28 protein-coding genes are annotated in these 26,135 nt (G+C 45.9%); 15 read left to right on the forward strand and 13 right to left on the reverse strand.

Features of this window, described 5'->3' with window-relative positions; translation table 11 throughout:
* Nucleotides 1-27: 27 nt before the first annotated feature.
* From LTAR_RS04600 to LTAR_RS04615, 4 genes are all read right to left on the reverse strand, one after another.
* Nucleotides 28-1,647 (reverse strand): tyrosine-protein kinase domain-containing protein, encoded by a 1,620-nt coding sequence (locus tag LTAR_RS04600; RefSeq protein WP_062420993.1) that lies wholly within the window; start codon nucleotides 1,645-1,647, stop codon nucleotides 28-30.
* Between the two features lie 33 nt (nucleotides 1,648-1,680).
* The gene (locus LTAR_RS04605; RefSeq protein WP_062420994.1) at nucleotides 1,681-2,169 is read right to left on the reverse strand and encodes an arsenate reductase/protein-tyrosine-phosphatase family protein; all 489 of its coding nucleotides are present in this window, start codon (nucleotides 2,167-2,169) and stop codon (nucleotides 1,681-1,683) included.
* A gap of 11 nt (nucleotides 2,170-2,180) precedes the next feature.
* Nucleotides 2,181-3,086, reverse strand: coding sequence for a LysM peptidoglycan-binding domain-containing protein (locus tag LTAR_RS04610; protein ID WP_062420995.1), 906 nt, complete (start codon nucleotides 3,084-3,086; stop codon nucleotides 2,181-2,183).
* 298 nt (nucleotides 3,087-3,384) lie between these two features.
* A complete protein-coding gene (locus tag LTAR_RS04615) occupies nucleotides 3,385-3,672 on the reverse strand; it encodes a hypothetical protein (RefSeq protein WP_062420996.1) in 288 nt (95 codons plus the stop codon).
* 174 nt (nucleotides 3,673-3,846) lie between these two features.
* Between LTAR_RS04615 and LTAR_RS04620 the strand changes: the two genes are divergently transcribed.
* The 6 genes from LTAR_RS04620 (at nucleotide 3,847) to LTAR_RS04645 (ending at nucleotide 10,827) form a co-directional block, all read left to right on the forward strand.
* The gene (locus tag LTAR_RS04620; RefSeq protein ID WP_081419806.1) at nucleotides 3,847-4,638 is read left to right on the forward strand and encodes a MerR family transcriptional regulator; all 792 of its coding nucleotides are present in this window, start codon (nucleotides 3,847-3,849) and stop codon (nucleotides 4,636-4,638) included.
* A 68-nt stretch (nucleotides 4,639-4,706) separates the two neighbouring features.
* The gene (gene uvrA / locus LTAR_RS04625) at nucleotides 4,707-7,241 is read left to right on the forward strand and encodes an excinuclease ABC subunit UvrA (RefSeq protein ID WP_062420998.1); all 2,535 of its coding nucleotides are present in this window, start codon (nucleotides 4,707-4,709) and stop codon (nucleotides 7,239-7,241) included.
* Nucleotides 7,242-7,409: 168 nt separating this feature from the next.
* Nucleotides 7,410-8,402 (forward strand): ABC transporter ATP-binding protein, encoded by a 993-nt coding sequence (locus LTAR_RS04630; RefSeq protein WP_062420999.1) that lies wholly within the window; start codon nucleotides 7,410-7,412, stop codon nucleotides 8,400-8,402.
* Complete coding sequence (locus tag LTAR_RS04635; protein WP_062421000.1) at nucleotides 8,399-9,190, forward strand: ABC transporter permease; 792 nt, start codon at nucleotides 8,399-8,401, stop codon at nucleotides 9,188-9,190. The genes LTAR_RS04630 and LTAR_RS04635 overlap by 4 nt, the downstream gene beginning before the upstream one ends.
* A 1-nt stretch (nucleotide 9,191) precedes the next feature.
* Nucleotides 9,192-9,983 (forward strand): ABC transporter permease, encoded by a 792-nt coding sequence (locus LTAR_RS04640; RefSeq protein WP_062421001.1) that lies wholly within the window; start codon nucleotides 9,192-9,194, stop codon nucleotides 9,981-9,983.
* Nucleotides 9,984-10,329: 346 nt separating this feature from the next.
* Nucleotides 10,330-10,827: a DinB family protein gene (locus LTAR_RS04645; protein ID WP_062421002.1), complete on the forward strand. Its 498-nt coding sequence runs from the start codon at nucleotides 10,330-10,332 to the stop codon at nucleotides 10,825-10,827.
* A gap of 78 nt (nucleotides 10,828-10,905) precedes the next feature.
* On the opposite strand, the gene LTAR_RS04650 is transcribed toward LTAR_RS04645, so the two are convergent.
* On the reverse strand, nucleotides 10,906-11,205 hold the full coding sequence (locus LTAR_RS04650; protein WP_062421003.1) for an ArsR/SmtB family transcription factor: 300 nt from the start codon (nucleotides 11,203-11,205) through the stop codon (nucleotides 10,906-10,908).
* Between the two features lie 12 nt (nucleotides 11,206-11,217).
* Nucleotides 11,218-11,826 (reverse strand): methyltransferase family protein, encoded by a 609-nt coding sequence (locus tag LTAR_RS04655; RefSeq protein ID WP_062421004.1) that lies wholly within the window; start codon nucleotides 11,824-11,826, stop codon nucleotides 11,218-11,220.
* Between the two features lie 175 nt (nucleotides 11,827-12,001).
* Between LTAR_RS04655 and LTAR_RS04660 the strand changes: the two genes are divergently transcribed.
* From LTAR_RS04660 to LTAR_RS04685, 6 genes are all read left to right on the forward strand, one after another.
* Nucleotides 12,002-12,646: a pentapeptide repeat-containing protein gene (locus LTAR_RS04660; RefSeq protein WP_062421005.1), complete on the forward strand. Its 645-nt coding sequence runs from the start codon at nucleotides 12,002-12,004 to the stop codon at nucleotides 12,644-12,646.
* Nucleotides 12,647-12,704: 58 nt separating this feature from the next.
* Nucleotides 12,705-13,145, forward strand: a complete 441-nt coding sequence (locus LTAR_RS17620; RefSeq protein WP_081419808.1) for an ArsR/SmtB family transcription factor — start codon at nucleotides 12,705-12,707, stop codon at nucleotides 13,143-13,145.
* The gene (locus LTAR_RS04670) at nucleotides 13,069-13,305 is read left to right on the forward strand and encodes a thioredoxin family protein (RefSeq protein WP_062421006.1); all 237 of its coding nucleotides are present in this window, start codon (nucleotides 13,069-13,071) and stop codon (nucleotides 13,303-13,305) included. The genes LTAR_RS17620 and LTAR_RS04670 overlap by 77 nt, the downstream gene beginning before the upstream one ends.
* A gap of 45 nt (nucleotides 13,306-13,350) precedes the next feature.
* The gene (locus tag LTAR_RS04675) at nucleotides 13,351-14,403 is read left to right on the forward strand and encodes a permease (protein ID WP_062421007.1); all 1,053 of its coding nucleotides are present in this window, start codon (nucleotides 13,351-13,353) and stop codon (nucleotides 14,401-14,403) included.
* Nucleotides 14,404-14,415: 12 nt separating this feature from the next.
* A complete protein-coding gene (gene arsB / locus LTAR_RS04680; protein WP_201775939.1) occupies nucleotides 14,416-15,486 on the forward strand; it encodes an ACR3 family arsenite efflux transporter in 1,071 nt (356 codons plus the stop codon).
* 309 nt (nucleotides 15,487-15,795) lie between these two features.
* A complete protein-coding gene (locus LTAR_RS04685; protein ID WP_062421009.1) occupies nucleotides 15,796-16,773 on the forward strand; it encodes a MerR family transcriptional regulator in 978 nt (325 codons plus the stop codon).
* A gap of 3 nt (nucleotides 16,774-16,776) precedes the next feature.
* Here LTAR_RS04685 and LTAR_RS04690 read toward each other — a convergent pair whose 3' ends face one another.
* The 3 genes from LTAR_RS04690 to LTAR_RS04700 all read right to left on the reverse strand — a co-directional run bounded on the left by LTAR_RS04690 (nucleotide 16,777) and on the right by LTAR_RS04700 (nucleotide 19,193).
* Nucleotides 16,777-17,436 (reverse strand): P-loop NTPase family protein, encoded by a 660-nt coding sequence (locus LTAR_RS04690; RefSeq protein ID WP_062421010.1) that lies wholly within the window; start codon nucleotides 17,434-17,436, stop codon nucleotides 16,777-16,779.
* Entirely contained in the window at nucleotides 17,429-18,238 is an 810-nt protein-coding gene (locus tag LTAR_RS17000; protein WP_062421011.1) for a CBS domain-containing protein, read from the reverse strand. The genes LTAR_RS04690 and LTAR_RS17000 overlap by 8 nt, the downstream gene beginning before the upstream one ends.
* A 316-nt stretch (nucleotides 18,239-18,554) precedes the next feature.
* Nucleotides 18,555-19,193 carry a cobalamin B12-binding domain-containing protein gene (locus tag LTAR_RS04700; protein ID WP_139044412.1) on the reverse strand — a complete coding sequence of 213 codons (639 nt, stop codon included), beginning with the start codon at nucleotides 19,191-19,193 and terminating at the stop codon, nucleotides 18,555-18,557.
* A gap of 161 nt (nucleotides 19,194-19,354) precedes the next feature.
* Here LTAR_RS04700 and LTAR_RS04705 point away from each other — a divergent pair, with 161 nt between their 5' ends.
* A complete protein-coding gene (locus LTAR_RS04705) occupies nucleotides 19,355-20,131 on the forward strand; it encodes a flavodoxin family protein (RefSeq protein ID WP_062421012.1) in 777 nt (258 codons plus the stop codon).
* A 13-nt stretch (nucleotides 20,132-20,144) separates the two neighbouring features.
* Here the strand turns inward: LTAR_RS04705 and LTAR_RS04710 are convergent, their stop codons facing one another.
* Nucleotides 20,145-22,004, reverse strand: coding sequence for a DUF4914 family protein (locus tag LTAR_RS04710; protein ID WP_062421013.1), 1,860 nt, complete (start codon nucleotides 22,002-22,004; stop codon nucleotides 20,145-20,147).
* A gap of 160 nt (nucleotides 22,005-22,164) precedes the next feature.
* Here LTAR_RS04710 and LTAR_RS17125 point away from each other — a divergent pair, with 160 nt between their 5' ends.
* Both LTAR_RS17125 and LTAR_RS04715 read left to right on the forward strand, forming a co-directional pair.
* Nucleotides 22,165-22,341 (forward strand): hypothetical protein, encoded by a 177-nt coding sequence (locus LTAR_RS17125; RefSeq protein ID WP_158423386.1) that lies wholly within the window; start codon nucleotides 22,165-22,167, stop codon nucleotides 22,339-22,341.
* Between the two features lie 105 nt (nucleotides 22,342-22,446).
* A complete protein-coding gene (locus LTAR_RS04715) occupies nucleotides 22,447-23,595 on the forward strand; it encodes a uroporphyrinogen decarboxylase family protein (protein WP_062421014.1) in 1,149 nt (382 codons plus the stop codon).
* 78 nt (nucleotides 23,596-23,673) lie between these two features.
* Here LTAR_RS04715 and LTAR_RS04720 read toward each other — a convergent pair whose 3' ends face one another.
* From LTAR_RS04720 to dhaK, 3 genes are read right to left on the reverse strand one after another with little or no spacing between them, the layout of a single operon-like run.
* Nucleotides 23,674-24,354, reverse strand: a complete 681-nt coding sequence (locus tag LTAR_RS04720; protein ID WP_062421015.1) for a DUF4867 family protein — start codon at nucleotides 24,352-24,354, stop codon at nucleotides 23,674-23,676.
* Nucleotides 24,355-24,366: 12 nt separating this feature from the next.
* Nucleotides 24,367-24,996, reverse strand: coding sequence for a DAK2 domain-containing protein (locus LTAR_RS04725; protein WP_062421016.1), 630 nt, complete (start codon nucleotides 24,994-24,996; stop codon nucleotides 24,367-24,369).
* Between the two features lie 2 nt (nucleotides 24,997-24,998).
* Nucleotides 24,999-25,997, reverse strand: a complete 999-nt coding sequence (gene dhaK, locus LTAR_RS04730) for a dihydroxyacetone kinase subunit DhaK (RefSeq protein WP_062421017.1) — start codon at nucleotides 25,995-25,997, stop codon at nucleotides 24,999-25,001.
* Nucleotides 25,998-26,135 lie beyond the last annotated feature (138 nt).

Genomic DNA, 26,135 nt, shown 5'->3' on the forward strand with positions numbered 1-26,135 from the left:
GATGAAAGAACTGAATTGAAAATCGGATTATTTACCTTTTTTCTCAACAACCTTTTCTTCATAATAATCTTTGTAGGCGGAATAATTATGATAGTAGTTGTAATGATATCCGTAAGGATTTCCCTTAGTTGGAACATCATTCAAAACAATCCCCAGAACCCTGGCGTTGACCTGCCGAAGTTGTTCAAGGGTTTGTTTTAATGCATTGGTTCGGGTGATCCCCGGGCGCACTACCAGAATCATCCCATCCAATGACGGAGCCAGAGTGGCGGCATCTGTCACCGTTAATGTCGGGGGCGTATCAATGAGAATGATGTCAGCGGTTTCGAGTAAAGTGCTGAAAATCGTTTTTATTTTTTGCGAACCCATCAGTTCGGATGGATTGGGAGGGAGAGAACCAGATGTTATAACTGTCAGACCTTCGACGGGTGTTGATTTAAGCACTCCCGGTACAATATCATTATGGGCGAATAATGTGCTCATACCCTGCCTGTTTGGCAACCCAAAATACGTGTGTACGCGCGGCCGTCGGAGATCACAATCTGCGATAACCACTTTTTTCCCATTTTGAGCCAGAACAACACCCAGATTGCAGATGGTAGTTGTTTTTCCATCGCCGGGTTCGGGACTGGTGATTAACAATGTGCGGATGGGTTTGTCAATGCTGGCATAGCTTACATTTGTCCGCAGCGTTCTGTATGTTTCTGCAATGAGTGAGCGGGGTTCCTTTATCGTCACCAGAATATTTGATTTTGGCGGCTGATGGTTGATTACACCAAGTATGGGGAGATTAAACCGCCGGGTGATATCCTCAGGGGTTTTAATTGTGTCATTTATTGTTTCTCGGGCGACAAGTATGCCGGATGTCAGAAGTATTCCAATAAATGCCGCCAGTAGGGTGTTAAGGATGATATTGGGTTTCACAGGTATGGGATTGGCAACAGCCGGTTCAACCTGGACTACAGATGAAACAGCCTGTGCTTCTGAGAGGCGCAATTGCTCATACGATGTCAACAGGTTTGCATAAATAGTCCGATATTGTGCGACTTTGGCTTCAAGGCGTTCTTTTTCATCAGAAGACGAGGCCAGATCAACCTGCGCCGTATAGGTGGATATTTGTTTTTCTGTATCTGCCAGTTGAGTTTCAAGAGTGGTTTTCGATTGGGCAAACCGTTGTGTCTGAATTTCCTGAATCTGTGTAGAAAATGCCTCAACGATGGCATTGGCAATTCGTGCGGAAAAATTGGGATCGGTTGTTTCAACAGTCAACTGAATTAATTGTGTATCGCGAACTGTAGTAACTTTGATCCAGTCTCGAATATCTTCAATCGGATTTGATATTCCCACCTGTGCCGCCACCTGACCTAAAACAACATCATTGGTCATCATCTGCGCATAGGTACTGGTCAATTGCTTTGACATCATAACAGAGGAATAATCCGCTCCCTTGTTTGCAGGTGCTTCATTCACCAGAATACTCGTCGCGGATTGATATATGGGGGGCAATTTTATGCTGACAAGATAACTGATAATTCCACAAATTAAGGCTACCAGAATGATCAACCATGACCGGTAGAGTAATAAAGAGAAATATTGCCTGATATCGAGGCCTTCTATGGGTTGTTCAACGGTTGGTTTTTCTGTCACCTTAATCGATTCCTTAGATTTTCAGCCAGATTGTTAAATTTTTTGCTGGATTTGGTGGGCTTCAGCGAATTGTACCAATTTTGTGAAAGCCTGGTCTATACAGGTATTTATCATTCTGGCAGCGACTTCAGATTGTGTAAATTTATCCTGCGCAGGATCCGTGATTTCCCCGGCAAATACTTTTGAAAGTTTACCCAGAAGGACAATCCGCTCACGCGCCTGTGGAAAATCTGCTTCAATCGCATCTTTATGCCGGGATTCCATGACAGCAATCACATCAGCAGAATTTACCAGATTAACGTTGATCAGTCTGGTGCGATGTTTACTGATATCCAGGCCAATTTCTTTCGCCGCCTCCACAGCTTTCGGGTGGGCAGTCAACCCGGGTGTTCCCCATATCCCGGCGCTGCCAACCTTCCAATCACTCTGAATCCCCAGGATTGTCAATTTACGTAGAAAACAGGCCGCAGCAATTGGGGAGCGGAATTGATTGGCTGTACAGACAAACAATATGGCTGGCAAATCCTATCCTTTCAGGGTGTGATTACCGTATGAGGAATAAGGACCCACTCCCCCGATTGAAACTGGTAATTGATATCCCGTTTATTTATGAGTGCCAGCATAACTGGATCGGCACCCTGATCAATGGCCAGCGATTCGACAGTAACATTGTCTGTTGTTACTTCATATGGAGTCATGGGGACTATATTGTTGACCGCCGGCTGGTTAACCGGCACAACGATTACTGTATCAACCCATAATTCAAGCGGCATATTGAAATTTACTGCCCGAATGGCATCCACGGTTGTCTGGTACATACCTGCAATGGATATGATATCTTCCCCGCTTTTTACCTTATGCAGTAAAAAAGCCTGGTTCGTACCAATAGGTGTTTCCAGAAGGTGTGGCAATGCCGGTTCTGATGTCACCGTCGGGGGTACTGTTATTTCAAGCAAACTGAGTGGTTCCATTGTGGGTGGAATTTCTGTCTCTGTTGCTTCAGGCAACTGAGTTGGAGGAATTGTTGCAGATAGAACTTCCGCTGTTGGCACAATCAGGGTTTCAACAGCCGCAACAGGTGTTGCTGTTGGAATAATCCAGCGGGTAATCTGCCAGATGAGGATACCCGTAATTATCAGAAGAAACAACGCTCCCCCAAGCCATAAATAAAGTTTCCTTGTTTTAGCTGGCTTTGCCGTTTCAGAGGACATATCCATTGGCATGGAAGTCGGATGTTTAACAGCATACAGACGGCATTTTTCAAATGTCTTGTTCAGACAATATTCCCGTTGATGGGATAGAGAGGGAGAGGCATACGGCTTGACCTGGTGACACAGGTTTTGAACGGATGGATAATCCATGGCCGTATGTATATCAAATGCCAATCCAATAAAAGGGCAAATTTCAGATTCGGGAATTTCAGGAAACTGTTTTTCCATCTCAAATATTATCCGAGAAATTCCATGCCAGCGTACAAAACTCTAAAAGAATGAAAATAGTCATATCTCTAAGGTAGTATAGCAGTTTTCATTATTCTATATTAATGATTAAATTTGTTGTTATTTAGAAATTGAGCGTTATTACAAGACCTCAGGATGACAAAACGATGCTTCTGGCAAGGAGCTGATTATAGCTTTCACCTTTTAATACTGTAATTTCCTACCTATTCTCAATAAAAAACTCCGGCCGTAACATATATAGTGAAAATCTATCAACTATTGATTTTATAAATGCCTTTTATTCGTCTTCTTTATCCTGTTCGATCGTCTCTTTCTTTTCATTTATTAATGGTACGCAGGTGTTGACCATCACATGGTTGGGATTGTTTTTCTTGATGGCAGTAATGATGAATCCGGCTGCCAGAAAAATTAAAATGAGAGCCCAGGGAAAACCACCTGTCACATTCATCAATGTGGTAGACGGTACTGGAGTGGTCTCAACAGGCGGCGTTCCGCCTGCCTTCACGAAAATGAGCATAGACGGCAGGACTGACGTAACAAGAATTACCCTATAAGCGATTTTCATTTCACTTCCTTAGTATCTTGCCAGACAATAAAATTTAAAAATACTGTTGTTACTTAATAATACGTCTACCAACAATACACCGGCAAGTTAGCAGGAGATTATTGTCGGTTTTTGTATAACGATGAGAAAACTTGGTCAGTCGTTGAATTCTGGCAACATTTGATATAGTTGAAGATGATGTCCAAAAATCCATCCCCGTACTTAACCCGGTATTACAAAACATCTGATCTGGCCCGCGCGGTGGGTGTTCACGAAAATACCGTGCGCCGGTATGTCGATTGGGGGTTGCTTCCCCCGGTGGAGCGGGCCCCCAATGGGTACCGTCGTTTCACCCAGCGTCATCTGGATTGCCTTCGTCTCGACCGGCTGGTGATGGGGGGCGACTACCCGGGGCGGTCCATCAGACAATCGGCGTTTCTGGTGATCCAGAGCGCCGTCAAGGATGATTGGGGTGGCGCATTGGAACTTTCGTACAACCACCTGGCTCTGGTTCATGCTGAACAGGCGCAGGCCAATGCGGCCGTTGAATTGCTGGAGCGGTGGGTGCAGGGCAGTGGCGCTGAGACTGGCGGAAAGCTCCTGCGCATCGGTGAAGTGTCAAAGTTGTTGGGTGTTTCACATGATGTGCTGCGCAACTGGGAACGAAATGGCCTGTTGGAAGTCCCACGTCAGGAGAATAATGCTTACCGGCTTTATGGACCTAATGAGATCAGCCGCCTGCGGGTCATCCGTATGCTGGCAAAAGCCGGGTACAGTCTGATGGCTATTCTTCGTATGCTGCTGCAATTGGATCGGGGAGATACCCGTAACTTGCGCAAGGTTTTGGATACACCCCAACCCGATGAAGATGTCTATATGGCCTCCGATCGATGGCTTTCAACGCTTGTTGCAGAAGAAAAACGCGCTCGCGAAATGATCACCCTTACCGAATCTGTTATCCAGTCTCGGCTTGATGCGCACGGTTAAAACCCTCCCATTGCACACCAGGGTCCTAGAATGAGATAGTACAACATCATATTTCTTATGGAGCCTGAATGAACGAAACCATCTGTATTCGGGGAGCCAGACTGCACAATCTGAAAAACATCAGTCTGGATATCCCCAAAAATAAGCTTGTGGTAATCACCGGTCTTTCCGGATCGGGAAAATCCACATTGGGTTTTGACATCCTGAATCGGGAAGGGATGCGTCAGTATATGGAATCGCTGGGTATGGTGACAGACGGCCTGACCAAACCGCAGGGAATGACCATCACCGGTCTTTCACCGTCTATCAGTGTTGATCAACACCTCACCAATCACAGCCCCCGATCCACAGTGGGGACATCTACGGAAATATTCACGTACCTGCGCGTTCTATTTGCCCGTCTGGGGCACCGTCCATGTCCGGTTTGTGGAAAGGACGTACCCCCGCCAACCTATGAATTTGCCGAAGATGAACTGCCGGACGAAGTCAATAATCTGGAGACGGTCAATCCTGAAGATACATTCCCCTGTCCGTATTGCGGTTCGGCCATACCTGAAATGGGAATGGCGAATTTTTCGTTTAACAAACCAGCCGGTGCCTGTCCAAAATGTACTGGATTGGGCGTAGTGCGTCAGGTGGTAGTCAGCCGGATGATTGATGAAAACCTGAGCATCCCCGAGAATGGCATTCTCTGGTGGGATGAGTTTCACATCAATTATTACTCCCAGATATTACAGAATGCCAGCCTGTACTATGACCTGGATTTGGATATCAACCAGCCTGTAAAAAATTTCACCCCGGCTCAACGGGATTTACTTCTTTATGGAACGAACAGCTCACAATTTATGAAGCATTTTCCCAATAAGAAGCCACCTAAAACCAACAACCAGGGTAATTTTGAAGGAATTGTCACCAATCTGTTGCGTCGATATGATGAGCACGCCAGTAATGAGGCGTACCGGGCAAAATTGGAGCCGTATTTTGCCTCGCAAATCTGCCCGGATTGCGAAGGCACCCGTTTGCGGCCGGAGAGTCGGGCGGTGACAGTGGCCGGAAAAACCATCATTACTGTTTCCCGGCTGCCATTAAACGAATTGGATGCCTGGTTGAAAAGTATCCGATCCACCTTTTCCAGTCAGGAAATGTTGATTGCTCAATCGATTCTGGCTGATCTGGATGAACGATTGGGACGCCTCCTGGAAGTGGGGGTGGGTTATCTGACCCTTGAGCGATCGTCACCCACACTTTCTGCCGGAGAAGCCCAACGGCTGCGCCTGGCATCTCTGCTTGGCTCCGGATTGACCGGTGTTCTGTATGTGCTGGATGAACCCACCATCGGTTTGCATCAGCGTGATACGAACAATTTGATTCATGTTCTCTACCGGCTGCGCGACCTGGGGAATACCGTTTTGGTTGTAGAACACGATCTGGAGATGATGCGGGCAGCAGATTACTTGATTGATATTGGACCAGGCGCCGGCAAACATGGCGGTCAAGTTGTGGCAGCGGGAACACCGGAAGAGGTGATGGGAAATCCAAATTCACTCACCGGACAGTATCTTTCGGGAATGAAATCTGTTCCCGTACCCGTCCGCCGGCGTCCATTGAATGGAAACTCAGTGACCATACACGGAGCCCGTCAATTCAACCTGAAGAATGTCACTGTTTCCATACCGGCCGGGAGGCTGGTTGCAGTTACCGGTGTATCAGGATCGGGTAAATCTTCATTGATCTTTGATATATTGGATAAGGCTGCCCGGAAAAAATTGAACAATGCTTCCGAAGAACCCGGTACTCATGATTTCATCACCGGCTGGGGATGTTTTGACAAGGTTATCACCATTGATCAGGAACATATCGGACGGATTCCACGTTCAAATGCAGCCACATATTCCGATGCATTTACTCCCATTCGGGAAGCGTTTGCTGATACCAGAGACGCCCGGCAGCGTAATTTCTCACCGCGTCACTTCTCTTTCAACGTGCCCGGCGGACGTTGTGAGCGCTGTGAAGGTTCCGGTACACTGACAGTAAAAATGCACTTTCTTCCGGATGTTGAGGTGCGATGCCCGGTTTGCCATGGCAGACGGTTTACCCGCGAAACGCTGGCTGTGAAATACAACGGATTTGATATTTCACAGGTTCTCGATATGACGGTGGAAGAAGCCCTGGATGTCTTTAAAAATGTCCCTGCTGCGGCTTCCCGGTTGAAGGTTATGTCTGATGTCGGGCTGGGATACCTGCAGCTCGGTCAACCGGCTACCACACTGTCTGGCGGAGAGGCGCAGCGTGTCAAGCTCGCCAAAGAACTTGGCCGAAAAGCTACCGGGAAAACTTTATATCTGCTGGATGAACCCACCACGGGCTTGCACCTCGATGATATCGCCCGGCTGCTGGAAGTACTGCAGCGATTGGTGGACGCGGGAAATTCCGTTCTGGTTGTTGAACACAACCTTGATCTGGTTAAAGCGGCAGATTGGGTGATTGACCTGGGCCCTGAAGGCGGGGAGGCCGGAGGCCGGGTAATTGCTGAAGGTACACCTGAAGATGTTGCCGGTGTATCCGAGTCGTACACAGGCCGTTACCTTAAGAAGATGTTATGATCAATTCAGCAGCGGTTCACAGGATCAAGATGAAATATCAGGCAGGAGCGGGTTTAATCCGCTCCTGTTTGTTTTTCTTCTCATTGGTTTTCAATCCGACAACCACAAACCCTCCCATTGCGCACCAGGGTTGTACACTGGTATAGAAACCAACATCAAGGAGACACAATGAACGATTCACACATTCAGGTGAGAAACCTGAGCAAAACCTATCGAGTGCCGGTGCGCCCCGAAGGATTGCGGGCATCCGTCGGAAGTCTTTTCCACCCGACGTATGACGACATTCCCGCAGTAAAAGGGATAAGTTTTGATGTCCACGCAGGTGAGGTAGTCGGATTCATCGGGCCCAACGGTGCCGGAAAAACGACCACACTCAAGATGCTTTCCGGTTTGATCCATCCAACCTCTGGCGAATTGACTGTTCTGGGATTTGAACCCTGGAAGCGGGATGCGAAATACCTGAAACGGATCAGTATCGTCATGGGAAACAAAAGTCAAATGTTATGGGACATTCCTCCCATGGACTCCTTTCGGGTACTCGGTGAAATCTACAACGTTCCAGCCGGGCAATTCAAACAGACTCTGGATGAAATCATCGAGTTATTGGACATGCAGGAACTACTGACCAAGCCGGTTCGCAACCTTTCACTCGGCGAGAGAATGAAATGTGAACTGGCAGCCAGCCTTTTGTACCGACCGGCTGTCCTTTTTCTGGACGAGCCCACTCTTGGATTGGATGTATCCATGCAGCTGCGCCTGCGGAAATTCCTGGCAGATTACAACCGGCGCAGCGGGGTGACGGTTATTTTGACCAGCCACTACATGGCTGATGTCACCGCGCTTTGTCCCCGGGTGATTTTGATCCATAACGGCAGTTTGATGTTTGATGGTGAACTCTCTTCGCTGGCAAGGGATCTGGCTCCTTATAAATTATTACGATTGACCCTGCTGGAAGTAACGTCGATGGAATCATTAAAACTACCAGAAGGCGCCGAAATAACGGAAAGAGAGGGTTTGGGATTATCGATACGCGTTCCACGAGCGGATGCGCCCGACATTACGGCAAATTTGTTACAAACCCTGCCTGTGTCAGATTTAACCGTGGAAGATCCACCTATTGAGGCGGTCATTGACCGTGTCTATACGGGAGGTTCATTATGAATCTTCGCGGTGTAAAGGCACTTATCCGCGGATTGTGGCTTTCGTGGATGCAGTACCGGAGTTTCTTTTTCGTTCTGGCGTTTGGGTGGATGATTCCGCCATTGATCTACCTTCTGGTATGGTCAACAGCGGCCGGTGACGGCAGCCTGGGCGGCTTCAACCGCGGTGCGTTTGTGGCGTATTACCTGGTTCTGATACTGGTCAACCAGATCACATATGCCCAGGTCAATTGGACGGTGGGAGACCTGATCCGGTGCGGCCAGATCAACCATATTCTTTTGCGGCCGCTCGCACCTGTGTATGATGCACTGGCCTCCGAAGTCGCCGGGAAGACAGTTTACCTGTTGTTTGATCTCCCAATCCTTGCCATTCTGGCTTTGATCATGAAACCCGAGGTAACTTTCACCTGGGAAAAGGTCGGTCTTTTCCTGTTGGCGTTGCTGCTGGCCTGGATGCTGCGTTTCCTGTGGGGATACTGGATTGCGTTGTTGGCTTTCTGGTCAGCCCGGGCAGATGCCCTGTTGACTCTGCAAGATTCTCTGATTTTCCTTTTAGCCGGTCAGGTTGCCCCGGTGGCCTTGCTGCCTGGTTTCCTGCAAAGTGCAGCGATTGTATTGCCTTTCCGATATATGGTTGCATTTCCTGTAGAAATCCTCACCGGAAATCTGGGTAGGGCAGATATCGCTGCCGGATTCGCTATTCAAATCTTGTGGACGACTCTGGCGGCTGTATTGACAGTGGTGATCTGGCGCAGGGGAGTTCAGCGCTATGCCGGATTTGGAGGGTAATATGCATATTCTCAGACTTATTCCATATTTCATTAAGGTTTCTTTTCAAGAAGAAGCAGCCTACCGGGCGAATTTCTTTATCAGTCTGTTCACATCGGTGTTAAACCTGGCGACCGGGGTGTTGGGGATCATGATCCTCTTCGGACAGATCGATTCCATTCATGGATGGAATGAAGCTTCCACGATGGCGCTGCTGGGTATTTATTTGATGGTCACCGCATTGCGGGGATTGTTCATCGGTCCAGGGTTGGACGCTCTGGCCGGGATGGATGGCGAAATCTGGGCAGGCAAATTTGACTTTGTCCTTCTGCGGCCGTTAAATACCCAGGCATTGGTCAGCCTGAGGAAATGGCGGTTGTTTTCTCTGTTTGATCTATTACTTGGACTGGGAGTATTTATCCTGGCACTGGCCAAAATGCAGACAGTCTTATCTGCATGGCAGATATTTTCTTTTGTGATCGCGTTATTCTCTGGACTGGTCATCCTGTATGCCATTTTGTTGATTTTTTCTGCCCTGGTGTTTTGGAGCCCCGGCGTGCTGTTTACCTGGGTATTCGACGGGCTGTTCCAGATGGCCCGCTATCCCATGGGAATGTACCCCGGCTGGCTTCGGTTGGTTTTGACATGGATCATTCCGGTGGGAATGATCACCACCATTCCGGCGGAAGCTTTGACAGGCTCGTTAGAACCCGTCATGCTGGTGGCCAGTCTGCTACTGGCAGCGGCGCTTTTCGCCGCAGGAACAGCTCTTTTTCAGATTGGACTTCGTCGGTATTCCAGTGCCTCAAGTTGATAATTAACCATTTCCGAGTAGTAATCGCCCGATCCATGATTACAGATCGGGGGATGTCCTGAAAATCTTAAAATCCTGGTTTTCAGGGGTCTTATGAAAAATACTTATTCATAGATACAAAGCTTCATCGACGATAGAACCGGTCGAAGCCCGCCGGGTTCCGACCGGTTTTTGCTATCTGCTACATTCGGAATCGGCCCGAAGGCTGAGCATATCCCGACAGATGAACTTGTCCCGATGGCTGAGCATATCGAAGCCATTTCGGTTTTCTGAATGTACAGAGTAAAATGGATTGAATTAAATTCCATCGATACTGGTAAAACTTTAAACATTGGGGAGAAAAACAATGAACATTGAACCACCATGGAAAGAATTAGTACATGAATATGCTGACGGTCCCGACAGGCTTGCCCGAGAATTAGCCGGGTTGAGCGATACCCAATTGGACAGGCGACTGACGGCGGATACCTGGTCGATACGGCAGATAGCTCATCATATTGTGGATGGCGATGACATCTGGAACACCTGCATTAAAGCAGCACTGGGAAATCAGGCAGGCGAATTTTCTCTGAAGTGGTACTGGGATGTTCCGCAGACAGAATGGACCGGATTCTGGCAATATGAAAAACGGTCACTTGAAACCAGTCTGGCATTATTCAAGGCCAACCGGGCACACATTGTGGAGTTATTGGACCTTATCCCGGATGCACAGTCACGGTCTTGCCTGATTCGTTGGCCAGGGAACCCGGAGATTGAACCTGTGCGGGTTGAACAAATCGTAAAAATGCATGTGGATCATTTGAAAGGCCATCTGCAGGATATTAAGTCCATAGAAACCATGTAGCCTGTCTCCTGAGAAAGGGTTAAAAAACTCTTCCGGTTTACTAAAAATCGGAAGAGTTTTGTGATTAATCTGATTCGATTATCCGTGTTGAATATGACTGAGCCCGCATTCCAGTAATTCAACCACATGCGCGTCATCAAGGTAGATGTAAACATTGCGGCCTTGTTTGCGGGTATTGATAATACGTCTGTCTTTTAATCGGCGAAGCTGATGTGATATGGCGTATTTAGAAATGCCCACTATTTCGACAAGTTCCCCCACACCTTTCTCTCCATTCAATAGACTTATCAAAATAAGCAGTCTGGTCGGGTCGCTCAGGGAATCAAACAGGTTGGCCAGGTCAGATGTGATTTCAGGTGAAACAGGTGATTCGGGCATCTCTTTTCCTGATTAATAAATAAATGGAACATATCGTTTTGTCCGTTTCTTATACTCTACATATTTTATTCCATGTACGGCTGTCAGGTAATCTTCTTCACACCTCACCTGCACTTCAAGAAAAAAGATAAAAAACATGGCAAAGAAAAAAACAGACCAGGTCGGCCAGATCAGCCAGATTCCCAGATTCATCGCGAACAATCCGAGATATGTGGGATTGCGGATATATTGATAAAGACCATTGGTGACCAATTCTGTACTGTTCTTTTCATCAATTCCAACCCGCCAGGAAGAGCCCATTTTTATCTGTGCATATAGACACAAAGAAAGACCGGTCAAACCAACCAACAGACCGGTAATATCGACACCGAGGAAGCTCAGGCGGTCAATACGGGTAAACAACGACCCAATCTGAAAGTTTAGAGAATGTGCGATGATGGAGATCGCCATATACAGACTGAGTATTGAGGTTAAGCGAGAAAAATATTGTTGAACATTGGAAGTAGATTTTTGAATGACCTGTACATCAATACCCGATTCACGCATCAATCGAATCTGTTTAACTTTCCACAGGACCGCATAACACAGGAAAATAGTCAAAACAAAGATGGTTTCAAGCATTCTAGTTTCTCCGTTGTTTGTAATCTTGATAAACAAAAGTTGCAAAGTTGCGCAACAATATAACATATATAATACTGCCCGTCAACAAAGCGGCATGTAATTACAAGTATCAATAGACCAGGTTGAAATCATGAGGTAATATTTCACTGGTTGAATCATTGCAGGGAGGTATAAATTGAAAATCCACTCTCCGCGTTTCCCAAAACCCATGCCGGTCACAGAACTGGAACCTCTGGGTGATCATGCGCACATTTTTCAATCCTCACTGACAGGTGAGGAATATAACAACCTGACTGCCGGTGGACTGATCTTTGAACAGGTAAAATGCCGGAAACTTCAATTAATGCGTTCCAAACTTCCCGGTTTCAGAACGGTGGATTCGCTTTTTGATACCTGTGAAATGTCAGGTTCAGAGTGGGACAGAGTTTTCTTTCGCCGGGTGGTTTTTCAGGGGTGCCGGTTATTGGGAACCCAGATGTTGGAAGGGATATTTGAAGACGTGGAATTTATCCATTGTCAAATGGAAGGTCTTTCCATGGTCTCTGCGGTTTTCAAAAACTGCCAGTTTACCAAATGTATCCTCCGTAAGGCTACATTTGACAGTGCAGACCTGAGGAAGGTTGCCTTTTTGGATTGCGATCTGACGGAAGCCAATTTTCATCTGGCAAAACTGGATGGTACGGATCTCAGGACTTCCATTATCGATGGACTTCAGGTGGGTGTGGAAGAAATGCACGGTGCCATTATCGCCCCACATCAGGTCCTTCAAGTGGTGGGACTGCTGGGTGTAAAAGTACAGGATATTGATACCTCAGAATGAGGAAATACCAAAACAAGATTGACCTTTCAAAAAACGAGACTATAATATATTCAAAATTATGAATGCGATAGAAGATAATCCTGCAAAACTGGTCGAATCAATTTTTAAGGCTTTTGCCCATCCGGCACGGTTGGAGATTCTTGAAGAGCTGCGAAAAGGTGAATTTTGTGTTTGCCACCTTGAAGCCTTGTTGAATGCCCGGCAATCCTATGTCAGTCAGCAGTTGGCTGTTCTACGGGAAAGCGGACTTATCTCTGACAGACGAGATGGGTGGAATGTGTATTATCAAATTAAAGACCCTCGGGTGCTGGATTTATTGGATACAGCGTATTCTATTACGGGTAGAAAACCAATTGTACGAAAAGCAGTGAAAGGATGTCCATGTCCTCACTGTAATCAAAATTTTAAAAAGGAAATGAATGATGATGAATGTAAAAATTCTAGGATCCGGATGTGCCAATTGCCAGAGATTGGAAGCGCTGACCAAAAAAGTAATTGACGAGTTGGGAGTTGAAGCTCAGATCGATCATGTGAGAGATTATGCAGAGATCATGAAATATCCGATTCTTTCCACTCCAGCACTGGTAATCAATGAAAAAGTTGTCGCTTCCGGTAGAATTCCGTCAGAAAATGAGATCAAAGGCTGGCTAAATTCATAGCCTCCAATAAAAGCTCTTTTTTTTACCATGAGCATATTCAATAAAATGAATGTTAAGTTGAGATCAGACACAAGGCTGGATAAATCACCCTACAGATTCTATGTCTTATTTGTATTGATTGTTGTCGTCTGGGTTTTTCTCTATAACGTTATTCAACCATTCAGCCAATGGCTCGTATTTACGGTATGTAAATTTCAACCGGGTTCTTCCCTGGGGGAATCACTGGCGTTTTTCTTCTATGACGTCCCCAAAATTCTATTGTTATTATCCGGAATGGTTTTTGCCATTTCGGTTATTCGTACTTTTTTCAGCCCGGAACGTACCCGATCTTTGCTTGGCGGTAAAAAAGGGGCCGTAGGGAATGTTCTGGCATCTTTGCTGGGTATTGTCACTCCGTTCTGTTCCTGCTCGGCAGTCCCATTGTTTATCGGATTTGTTGAAAGCGGAATACCGCTGGGAATTACCTTTTCTTTTCTGATATCGGCTCCCATAATCAATGAGGTTGCGCTGGTTATGCTATTCGGCCTTTTTGGCTGGAAAGTGGCGGCTTTATATGTGGCATCTGGATTAACCATTGCCACAATTTCCGGGTTGGTGATTGGACGGCTGAATCTGGAAAAATATGTAGAAGATTTTGTCTGGCAAATACAGGCTGCGACTATTGGTGAAGGTGAAAAATTAACCTGGAAAGATCGATTCGAGAGAGCATGGGGATCGGTTAAAGAGATTGTCGGGAAAGTCTGGTTGTATGTCGTGATTGGAATTGCCGTTGGGGCAGGAATACACGGATATGTTCCTCAGGATGCCATGGCTGGAATTCTGGGTGCAAAAACATGGTGGTCTGTTCCGGCTGCTGTTTTACTCGGAATACCGCTCTATTCAAATGCCGCCGGCATTATTCCCATCGTCAGTGCATTGATGGAGAAAGGTGCATCCCTGGGAACAGTTCTGGCTTTCATGATGTCTGTTAGAGGCTTGAGTCTCCCGGAAGTGATTATTTTACGGCGGGTGTTAAAACCACCCCTGATTGCAGTTTTTATCGGAACTGTCGGTCTGGCTATTGTTTTGACCGGATACCTTTTTAATCTTGTTTTGTAAAGGAAAATGAGCATGAATGATCAGCCCGTAAAAAAATTGTCGTTTATTGATCAATACCTGACATTGTGGATATTCCTTGCCATGGCTATTGGCGTTTTATTGGGATATCTGGCTCCTGGATTTGAGGTGTTTATTAATCAATTTCAGGCAGGAACCACCAATATACCCATCGCAATCGGTCTGATTTTGATGATGTATCCGCCATTGGCCAAGGTCCATTATGACGAACTCGGTGATGTTTTTCACAATTGGAGAATCCTTGGTCTTTCGTTGATCCAGAACTGGGTGATTGGACCTGTACTAATGTTCCTTCTGGCGATCATTTTTCTACGCGGATATCCTGAGTATATGACCGGTCTGATTATGATTGGACTGGCCAGATGTATTGCCATGGTGATTGTATGGAATGAACTTGCCAAAGGTGATTCTGAATATGCTGCGGGACTGGTGGCATTCAATTCCATTTTCCAGGTTCTCTTTTATAGTGTTTATGCTTATGTGTTCATCACCGTTTTACCAACATGGCTTGGTATGAAGGGTGTGGCTGTAAATGTGACCATCGGTGAAATTGCCCGAAGTGTCTTTATTTATCTTGGAATTCCGTTTATTGCCGGATTTGTCACACGATATGTCTTAGTCAAAATTAAAGGGAAAGAATGGTATTACACAAAATTCATCCCGAAGATTAGTCCAATTACTCTGATCGCGTTATTGTTTACGATTGTGGTGATGTTCAGTCTGAAGGGTAATCTTATCCTCACCATTCCCATGGATGTAGTTCGCATAGCAATTCCTCTTCTTTTCTATTTCCTGATTATGTTCTTTGTCAGTTTTGTAATGGGAAAGAGCGTTGGAGCTGACTATAAAAAGACAACGACACTTTCATTTACAGCCGCCAGTAATAATTTTGAACTAGCTATCGCTGTAGCTGTTGCTGTGTTTGGAATCAATTCAGGGCAGGCCTTCACTGCGGTTATTGGACCATTGGTTGAAGTACCCGTAATGATAGGGCTGGTTAATGTTGCATTTTGGTTGAAGACAAAAATGTTTGATGTGAGGATACCCGAAGAATCAGCCGGATAAATCACTGAAGATAGAAGCGTTGATAAAAGGGATGTTTCATTCAGACATCCCTTTTATTTTGCCAAATTGAGATCTGGCGGAAAATGACTGTTAATGAAAATAAAATATATAGGCTTTATACTATGCAAATAGTACAAAATAATTACGAAAGCAAGTTTTCTTTAGGAAATATGAAGAATTTCTTACAGGAAATTTGCAAAAGTTATAGGAAAAGTAAAATAGAATCCAGTATATTAATATGTACAAATTGTTTAATGATTATCAGACAAAAAAGAAATAACTGCCAGGAAAAGAATTCACAGAGGAACCATGACACTATCATCCATTGATACCATATCTGATGACCCTAAATACACCATTAAAGCTGTATGTGAACAGACGGGTGTGCTACCAGTGACATTGCGTGCCTGGGAACGCCGCCATGAGGTCTTAAATCCTCAGCGAGGTGATAACCGCTACCGTTTATATTCTGATCGTGACATAGCCACCCTCCGGTGGATTAAAAACCGGCTTGACTCCGGAATTTCTATCAGCAGTGCTGTGTCAGAGCTTCGGCAGATGCAGCAAAACGGCGGGCAGCTGGAAACTGTTCCCACTATCCCGTTCTCTACTCCCAAACCGGTTACGCCAGCCGTGCCACCTGAACAAATTGCCCATGAGCTCTACCTGGCCTTGATCAAACATGACGAAGATCGTGCGAGTGAATTACTCCACCAGGCTTACAGCATGTATGACTTGTATACATATATACTAAAGACTCAGATTCCCTGTCTTGTGGAAATTGGTGAAGCATGGGCCAACGGAATCATACCTGTGGCAACAGAGCATTTTGCCAGTGCCTATCTGCGCGGGAACCTGTTGACAATTTTCCAGGCATATCCGGCTCGCAATTCAGCCCCCTTCATTCTGGTTGGATGTGCTCCAACCGAATTACATGAAATTGGCAGTCTTATGCTGGCTGTGATGTTGCGAAGCGAAGGATATCGGGTGGAGTATCTTGGACCAGATCTTCCATTGGATGACCTGGTGGATTACGCCAGATACGAACATCCTGCCATGGTAGTCATGGCGGCTACATCATTGGAATCAGCCGAACTGATTGATCATCTCAATGAGAAATTATCCAAATTAAAACCTGCACCCGTGCTGGGGTTTGGAGGTAGTGCGTTCAATCAGCAGCCGGATCTCATTGAGAAAATTTCAGGAAAATTCCTTGGTCTGTCACTGGATTCGGCGGTTGAATCGGTCAAACAGATGCTTCCTGTGACCCGTAAGAGTCCCCGTTAATTGTCATGCATCAGGCAAGTGCAATTGCCGGGCTCGTAATATGCCGACTGAGATGGCATTTCGAAGCAGGGCTGTGTTTTGCCGGTTTATCGTGGAGACTTCGAATGCAGGAACATTGCCGTGCCAATCGGGGAACTTTTTTTGAATTTCCTGTTTTACATAAACACTTCCGTTGCTGATCATACCCGGGGTGACCTCTCTTGAATGTTCCTGGTCCAAATGTGTGCCCACAAGTATGAACTGTGTGGAAGGATTGCATAAAGTTAGAGCCTGGTTGATCCAGAATTCAAGGTCGTTAAAACTGTTTGCTTCCACAAGTTTATACGAAAGTAATACGACATCGATTTGTTTGAATAAGAACTGGTATGTTTCGACGACTTTCTCAAAACTACGTCCCCCGCTGATTCCTTCCATCTCTTTTTGACCGGGTGGAACCAGGAATTGCTGCAATATCTGATAAGCTTTCCCTCGAAAAATTACACGATCAAGAACATAGCCGAATTCCAAATTGACAGATTTTCTCGATATCTGCTTCTGCATATGGTCGATATCTAATGCAACAGGGATGGATGATTTTCCTACCGCACCGTTGCCAACAGGGAGTACAAATCCAGTTACTTTTTGAATTACCGAAGAATCAATTTCAATATCTGCATCATACATAGTTTTCCACCACTCTTGACGGCCGAAGAGCACGAAGCTGTAACTCATGGTCATAAAGGACAGGAATTTCTCTGATTTCTTTTCCGCAGGTATGCCGCACATACAAAACATAAGACTTATTGCCCATTTTTGATGTTATTTCAACGCCTCTATTAAGTTGAGGATGAGAACGGACAACATCAGCAATGGTGTAATCTACCCTTTGACCACAACAATCGCAGTTTATCGAATTTCGATTGATGAGGACAGCCGGATTCGTAAGTCCGGTGATTTTCGTAAATTTCACGAACCTTCGGATAGCTTCCTCATCTGTCAGATGAATACCGTTCGATACAGTAAATACATGCTGGTTATGCATGGTTAGTAATATTTGATTTTCAGCCAAAAAAACCGTCAAAATATCCAGAACTCTAAAGGAAGAATCTTCTTTTGCCACAATAATCGGGTCATATATTGAACGAGAGTCTCGTTTCAAGGCTTCATGAATAGCCTGGCTGACAGGAACCTTTTCGGCAAGGACTAAAGGTTTGCTGGAATATTGATCCAGCATGGTAGAAATTGGACGACCAAGAAAAACCTCTACCCCAAAACGTTTTCCGGTTTTTTCAAAGAATACTTCACGTGATATAAGACCTTTGATGACATTGTTTTCTAGAATTATCACTCCAGGATTGGCCGGATTTTCCTGAAAAATCTTCGAAACAGAATCACCGGTTGTCGTTACATCAATGGAGGAATCAAGCGATGGCAATTCACCTATAGATGTATCAATGGATAGCGCATTCAGCAAAGTATGTCCCATACGATAAACATGATAATGAAAAGGTAATATCAAAATATCACGAACCAATAAAGCAGATGCGAAGGTTCGTTTAATAATTTGTAAAGGAATGGTTATTTTTATTACCTGGAAAATATTTTAGGGATTGCTTATCTAAAAACGAATTCTCAGGTTATTTGATAAAAAAAGGACTTGATAATACCTTCACGTTCAATCTTCTGATTTGATCTACATTGACTATGATCGTAAAGCCATGTTTTTCAATGATAAATTGTTATTTTTGAAAAATAAAAAGGGCAAAATTTATTCAACCTGTCTCTTGATAACGATTTTTCTGTCAGGAGGCAAATGACCTGGCCAGGCGGACAGCCCGGCTGGCATCAGAGGCAAATCCATCAGCCCCGATTTCGCTGGCGAATGTATCCGTTAAGGGTGCACCACCAACGATGATTTTCACCCTGTCACGAACTCCGGCCTGTTTAAGGGCGTCAATAGTCGTCTTCATATTTGGCATGGTTGTGGTCAACAGGGCAGATAAGGCTACAATATCAACGTCACCTTTGCTGACTTCTGCCACGAACTGTTCAGGAGCTACATCTGTCCCCAGGTCACGGATGGTATAACCGGCTCCTTCCAACATCATACAGACCAGATTTTTCCCAATGTCGTGCATGTCACCTTTTACCGTACCAGCAACTACAGTACCGGCTGATTTCACATTAGATTCTTTCATGGCCGGTTTTAATACTTCCAGTCCAGCCTGCATGGCACGGGCTGATACGAGCATTTCAGGAACAAAATATTCGCCTTCTTCAAATAATCGTCCGACCTCCGTCATCGGGGCGATCAATCCATCATTAAGAATAACTTCTACATCCAGTCCAGATTGGAGAGCTTCCTCCACACAGGCAATCACTGATTTCTTATTCCCGTCAAGAACACCCTGATAGATTTTTGCGATTAATTGATCCATCATCTCACCTCTATTTTGCTATACCAATCGGAAAAAGGACAAATAGTAAATAGATTCTACCCTATTACAGTTTGGGAGAAATCCTGGCCAGGCATTTTCATTACGATTTTTTCTACATATGGTAAAAATAGGCTCATTCTCAAATTTGTTATAGAGGTATTCTTGTGAAAATATTGATTGTGATGGGAAGTCCGCATAAAGGGGAGAGTTACTGGGGTGCCAACCGGCTGGAAGATCAATTGAAAACATATCCTGATGTGAATGTGGAATACCTCTGGCTGCGTGATTTAACCATAAAAGACTGCCTGGGATGCCATGCCTGCATTTTGAAGGGCGAAGAAAAATGCCCGCTGAAAGATGACACATCTTTATTTCAACAGAAAATGATGGAAGCCGATGGTGTGATCTTCACGTCACCGGTTTATTCCATGCAGATCTCTGCACAGTTGAAACGTATTATCGATCATTTATCTTATCTATGGCATCGCCCGCGTTTTTTCGGGAAATATGCCATGGCGCTGGTCAGCGGCGGGGGACAATTCAAAGAAACCCTGAACTATATCAAATTGAACACAAAAAACTGGGGCTTTACGTATGTGACAGGTCTGGGTATTGCACACCATGATGCCCTTTTGCCAAAAAGACAGTCTAAACAGGAAGCTGACCTGCGGAAGGCGGCAGACATCTTCTATCACGCTGTAAAATCACAAAAACATCCAGCACCCAGTCTGACCGATCTGATTGGCTTCCGTGTTTGGCGTATCAATGCGCGCTGTCTTTCTGAATCCAATCCGGTGGATCACGCTTACTGGTTGGGAAAAGGCTGGTTCAATACGGATTATTACGCGGACCGACCGGTATCTTTCGTTAAAAAATTAGCGGCGGATGCCATGGAGAAGGTCATCCACCGCTTTCTACAATCGGTGTATCAGGGTTATTGATCGCGAGAAGTGACTAGATAAAAGATTCGTAATCCTCGATAGTGCCGTCTTGCAGACAGCACTCAATGATCTGCCGTCCCAAGGGATCGAGTTCGGGATGCAGGTAATCTTGCAGGCATTCCTTGAAGAAGTTGGTGAGAATATTAGCGCCAATATCATAGGCTTCTTCGCCGACTTCCGGTTGGGTATCTACCTGCAGCATCCATCGGGCTACACTACGCCCTTCGATCAGCAACTGATGCATGGTGTAACCAAGCAACGGGCAGCGTGCTTTGCGAATTTGTTCAGGGCGGAACTTGGCATTACCGCGGCGGGCCAGGTATTCGCGGGCAATCCATTGCGGCATGAAACCTACCTTCCAGGCACCGATGTACTGGTTGGGAATCAACACATAAGATGTCGCGGTATTTTCTTTAAATTGATTGAAAAGAAGATTGGCCTGATCCACCCGGCGGCCGGTGGCAAATGGCCAATACGACCCGACACCCTCACTGCTCATTCCCTCTGTCTCGACAATGCTGGGGTTATCATGCCCACGCGGGGCAACCAGACGCCACAGCCAGGCCAAAGAAGGCGGAAGAATATGGAATAAACCGATGATTCCGTATGTTGGATTCTCGCGAGTGCAGGGCGGCGTTCGGACTCCCATGCTGCGAATATCTACACTCACTGGTTCATTGACAATACCAGGGATGATTCGGCGCGGAATAACCACCCGGGGGTTAGAGCACCGTTTACCCGGAGCATCCATCACATGCTCCCAGATTAAGGCCCGGCTGTTGGGGACGGCATCAATATTTAAAAAGAGAAGTGGTTCTGAAGGCTCTGCCGTCAAACGTTCTGTTTGTACATCTGTGCCGTAATGTTCAATGTGATTAACCCGCATAAACCAGGCTTTTTCTGCGTCAACAACTGTAAGCTTGTGGTTGTTTGATTGAATGGAAGGATGGCACAGTGCCATATCATCTGTTACAGGGCGAATCTGGCAGGTGCGAGGAATTTCGAGATGACGGGTTTCTTTGGTTACGATGTTTTCTCCAAGGAGAATTCGTCCGTCCATTTCACGGTGTACCTGTTCGAGCATTTCACTCTTGCCGCCGCCGCTGGCGCCTTCATGCATGATGGTGACCACATTGTCATACGGAGTGATTAATTGTGCAGTCGAACAATGTGTGGTTACCCAGCCTTCTTTTTCACCCAGACTGATCAAAACACCATAGACACCTTTTTTTGCGCTTGGACCCGGGTAAAGGTTGTAAGAATAAAGTTCATGCATTCCTTCAAGACGATTATGTACTACAACCTGCTCACCTGAAAAATGGGTGTGACGGAAGGGCGGTGCCACATAGATCACCATATGGGGAGTGAAATCATCGGGAATCTCTTCGTATGGAATCATTCCCTGAAGCATTGCCAGACCCAGGGCAAAAAAACCAGCATTGGATGGAGCGATGACCAGCGCGTCCATTCCCATACCTTTTTGACCGGCAACAAAACCAAAAATCAGCAATTGCTGGGTTTTTAACCAGTTGAACGTTTCCTGGCGAAGGATATTAAATTCAGTACCAAATCGAGATTTAAATGTCGGTTTGTCTGTGGGATTTTGATCGCCAATAACCATACATTCCGGATCTCGACGGCGCATATACGGTTCAAGGTAATTGGCCGCAACACCATTTCGAACGCGACTGACTGTTGCTTCAGTTACCCAGCCTTTGCCTTTTACCTCATATGCTACTTCAAAGTAACTGCTTCCCGGCCCGCCGCAGGAGAGATCGATTAGCTGCGGAATGGTACTGGCAGCAATTACTCCGGGTGCGGCATTTAGAATTTCGATTGCTTCTGGTGGAGGGTTGTATTTACGAAACTCCATTGTGACGGATCTCCTCTGGCATTCAATGGACGTTAAATTAATGCATTATAGTACGTTACAAAGCGTATAAAAGAAAATTGTCTGTCCCATTTTCTGCATGGATGAAACGAAAACCGTCATTCTGCGTATTTAGAAATGTAACGATTTCAAGGAGTGAAAAATGGGATTGATCAAATTTGTTTTAGACCTGATCGGGGGCATTATCGGGCTTGTTGTGGGTATCATCGGAGCTGCATTCGGCCTGGTTGTGGGCGTTCTGGGTTGCGTAGGCGGCCTGTTGTTGACTGTACTATTGCTTATCCTTCTGCCCATCGGCTTGATTGCTTTGATCTTCTAACCATTTCCCCGATGGCAAAAACCTCAGACTGAAACGAATGAGGTTTTTGTTTTTAATACTACAATAATAAGACTTATTGTTTTATCGTATCGGGAGGTACTGATTATGGCTTGGACGTCTCGAGAGCGAGTTATTGCGGCGATAAATCATCATGAACCAGACAGGGTACCCATTGACTTTACACCCTTGCAGGCATTCTATCAAAACCTGAAGGACTATCTGGAGATCCAAATTGATGAAACCATTCAACCCAATATGGCAATGGAAGTAATCCCTCATCCGAAAGTCCTACAAGCCATAGGAGCCGATCTTATCTCTGTAAAATTAGCCAGCGGCAGGGGAAAAAAGCCGCCGATGCATTCGGATGGTCTGGTGGAAGATGCCTGGGGCGTGGTTTATCGCCCGGTTAGCCAACCAGCCGGAGGTATGTATTATGAAGCTGTGATTAATCCACTGGCTAACGTAGACGAAGAAAAACTAGAGCGATACCCGTGGCCTGAAGTGGATGTGCCAGGCCGGTTTGAAGATACTGCCGAGAATGCCTGCAAATTATTTAACGAGACTGACTTTGCCCTGGTCGGCCGGTTTGGCGGCCCGATCATAGAGACGGCCGTCTATTTAATGGGCTTCGAGAAATGGATGATCACAGCCGCCAGCGAACCAGACCTGGCGGCACGTATTCTGGAAAAGATTACTGAAGTCCAAATAAGCCTTGACCGTATTGGATTGGAAGCGGCGGGCAGGTATCTTCAAATTTTTAAGGTAAGTGGTGAAGACTACGGCGGGCAAAAAGGACCGTTGTATTCCATGAAGATGTTTCGTTCCTTGCTGCTTCCCTGCTTGAAAAAACGTATAGATGCCGCTAGAGGATATCTGAAAAAGGTCAATCCAGATTGTAAGATTATGTTGCATTCCTGTGGGAGCGTGAGACGGTTTCTGCCTGCCCTGATCGATGCCGGGATTCAAATCCTTGATCCAGTGCAACCACTGGCGGCTGAAATGGACTCATTTGAGTTGAAGCGTGAATTTGGCCGCCAGCTTTGTTTTCATGGTGGTGTGGATATTCAGGAAGTCCTTCCCTTTGGGACGGAAGAAGATGTCATCGAAGAAACCCGTAAACGGATTAAGGCGTTCGCTCCAGAAGGTGGATACCTGTTATCTACTTCTCACAATGTACAGGCTGATATTCCCCCGGCCAATTTTATGACCATGATAAAAACGGCGCACGATTTTGGCATATACCCTATACGATAAGAATAAGAGATAGAAAAAAGTCCTTCCCGATTTATAAACTGGGAAGGACTTTTGAGCCATACAGATATTGTCAGAGCATCAATCAAGAGGATTGATCTTGATATTCGGACCTTTCATTCCGATTACATTGCCGCTGTCTTTAAGATCAGGGTGGGCAATAATCCATTGATTCTTGGCCACCAGGAGTTTGCCATCGACTGTATCCGATTTGGGAGAAGTCAGAGCTGTGCCGGTTCCTTTGGGAAGAACGAAGATATCGCAGAAACCAAGGTGTTGGTGCACATGAACAGGTACATAATGGAGTGCCCAGCCGGCTAATTCAGTGATAGTACCTTTGGGGCAGAAGAAGGCCTTGACTTTTGTCGTGTCAATCATGCCTTCAGATGTCCAGTCAATATCTTCAAACTTGTATAGAAGGAAGACGGTATCTTCGAGAGGAATATGGACTTCACTTCCCTGGTGATATTCCAATGCATTCAACATGGAATTACGGCCGTACACCCAGCCAACCTCAACGGGCATCTGTCCGAAAATCCGCTGGCTAATGGTTTTATCCAGATCTTTGTCGGCTTCAAATTCAGGAACAGAAACGGCAGCTCCAATACTGTCATCCACTTTCCATACCTTGCGGGCATGGGCTACGGCTGCATCCGCTTTTACATTGGATAGAACCCGACCAAATGCCTTAAATTCTGGATCTGTTACCGAATAGATCTTAATCTGAGGGTTCTTAGCCTGAAGATCACTTAATGTACTCATAAAATCTCCTTGTCATTTGCCGACAATTGCTTCGAAGACAACAACAAAGGCATTGCAGCCAGGATCTGGTAATCCTTTGGTGCGTTCACCCAGCCAGCTGGCGCGTCCGACTTTGTTTTGCAGAGATGTGACAGAATCACGACCATTTTTCGCAGCCTGCAGGGCTTTCAGTCCGGCTTCTCTTAAGCTTAAGCCTGAAGCAATACCGGCTGAAAGGGCTTCATCAGCCGGATGAATGGCATCGAGAACAGTCTTATCGCCAAGATTGGCTTTTCCGCGTTCCTGAATTCCTGTAAAAGCTGCATGGAGCATGGCTGCCGCATCAGCGGAAGAGAATTCGGTTTTTCCGGCAATTTCTTTGCCGGCGCGCATCAGGGCAGTTGCCAGCAGGGTACCCATGGTGGAGGGAGCAGCTTTGTTGGCTTCCATGCCGGCACTCATAAGAAATTTGCCGAGGTCGGTAGGCTGTGCATTTTTTGTATAAACAAGAAGAGCTTCACCAACTTTGCCCATTGTAATCCCCAGGTCTCCGTCTCCCATTGCCTGATCAAGGGAGGTCAGAAATTCAGAGTTATCAATAAGCGCCTGAGAAGCCCGTTGAATGGCACCAATCAAGGATTGGCTATTGAATGTTTCGGACATGGTTATACCTGTTTAAAGAAGGGAGTATTCGCCGGGTAATCAACGAGAGTTTTCAGTTCGGCATCAAGTTTCATGAAGGTCAGAGAAGCACCGGCCATTTCCATGGAGGTGGCGAATTCACCCACATAAGCGCGGTGAACACGCAGTTTCTTATCTGTCAAGATCTGATTGACTTTCCGGTAAATCACATAAAGTTCTTCCGGGGGAGTGGCACCCAAACCGTTTACCATCACGGCTAATTCATCACCAGCGGAGGGTTTGAGGTCGTCGAGAATGGCAGTGGTCATACGTTCAGCGATCTGGTCAGCCGTCTGAAGTTTTTCACGTTTCATACCTGGTTCGCCATGAATTCCCATACCGATTTCCATTTCATCTTCACCAATGGTAAAGGTGGGTTTTCCGGCCATGGGGACTGTGCAGGGGGAGAGAGCCACTCCCATTGTGCGGGTATTAGCCAGGGCTTTTTCTGTAACGGCTACCACCTCATCCAGGGATCCACCCAGATCAGCTTTGGCTCCAGCTACTTTAAAGGCGAAGACCATGCCTGCCACACCACGGCGGCGGCCGGCCTCTGCAGGAGGAGCGGATGCAACATCATCCTTTACCAGAACGGTCTTAACTTTGATATCTTCCATATCGGCCATTTCAGCCGCCATATCAAAATTCATGACATCGCCACCGTAGTTCCCATAAATGTAAACGACACCTTTGCCGCCATGAATCCGTTTGGTGACAGAAAGCATCTGTTCGGCAGAGGGAGACTGGAAAACATCACCAACGGCACAGCCATCTAACATACCTTTTCCGACGTAACCGAGAAATACCGGCAGGTGACCGGAACCACCGCCAGTGGCGAGGGCCACTTTGTTTTTTACCGGTGAATCAGCGCGAACGATGCAATGAATATCTTCTGCATAGGTTAGCTGGTTGGGATAAGCCTTGCACAGACCATCCAGCATTTCAGGAACGAAATCAGCAGGTTTATTCAGAATTTTTTTCATGGAAACCTCTCAGAAAGTAAAATGGGATGTTCGAATAACGCGAAAACGATTAAACCAATTTAGATTATACGATGAATTTCTAACACGGAATATGCATAGAGACGGTTATAATGTGAACAAATGGATATTTATCTGTTA

This window comes from Leptolinea tardivitalis, from assembly GCF_001050275.1.
GTDB classification, from domain to species: Bacteria; Chloroflexota; Anaerolineae; order Anaerolineales; family Anaerolineaceae; genus Leptolinea; species Leptolinea tardivitalis.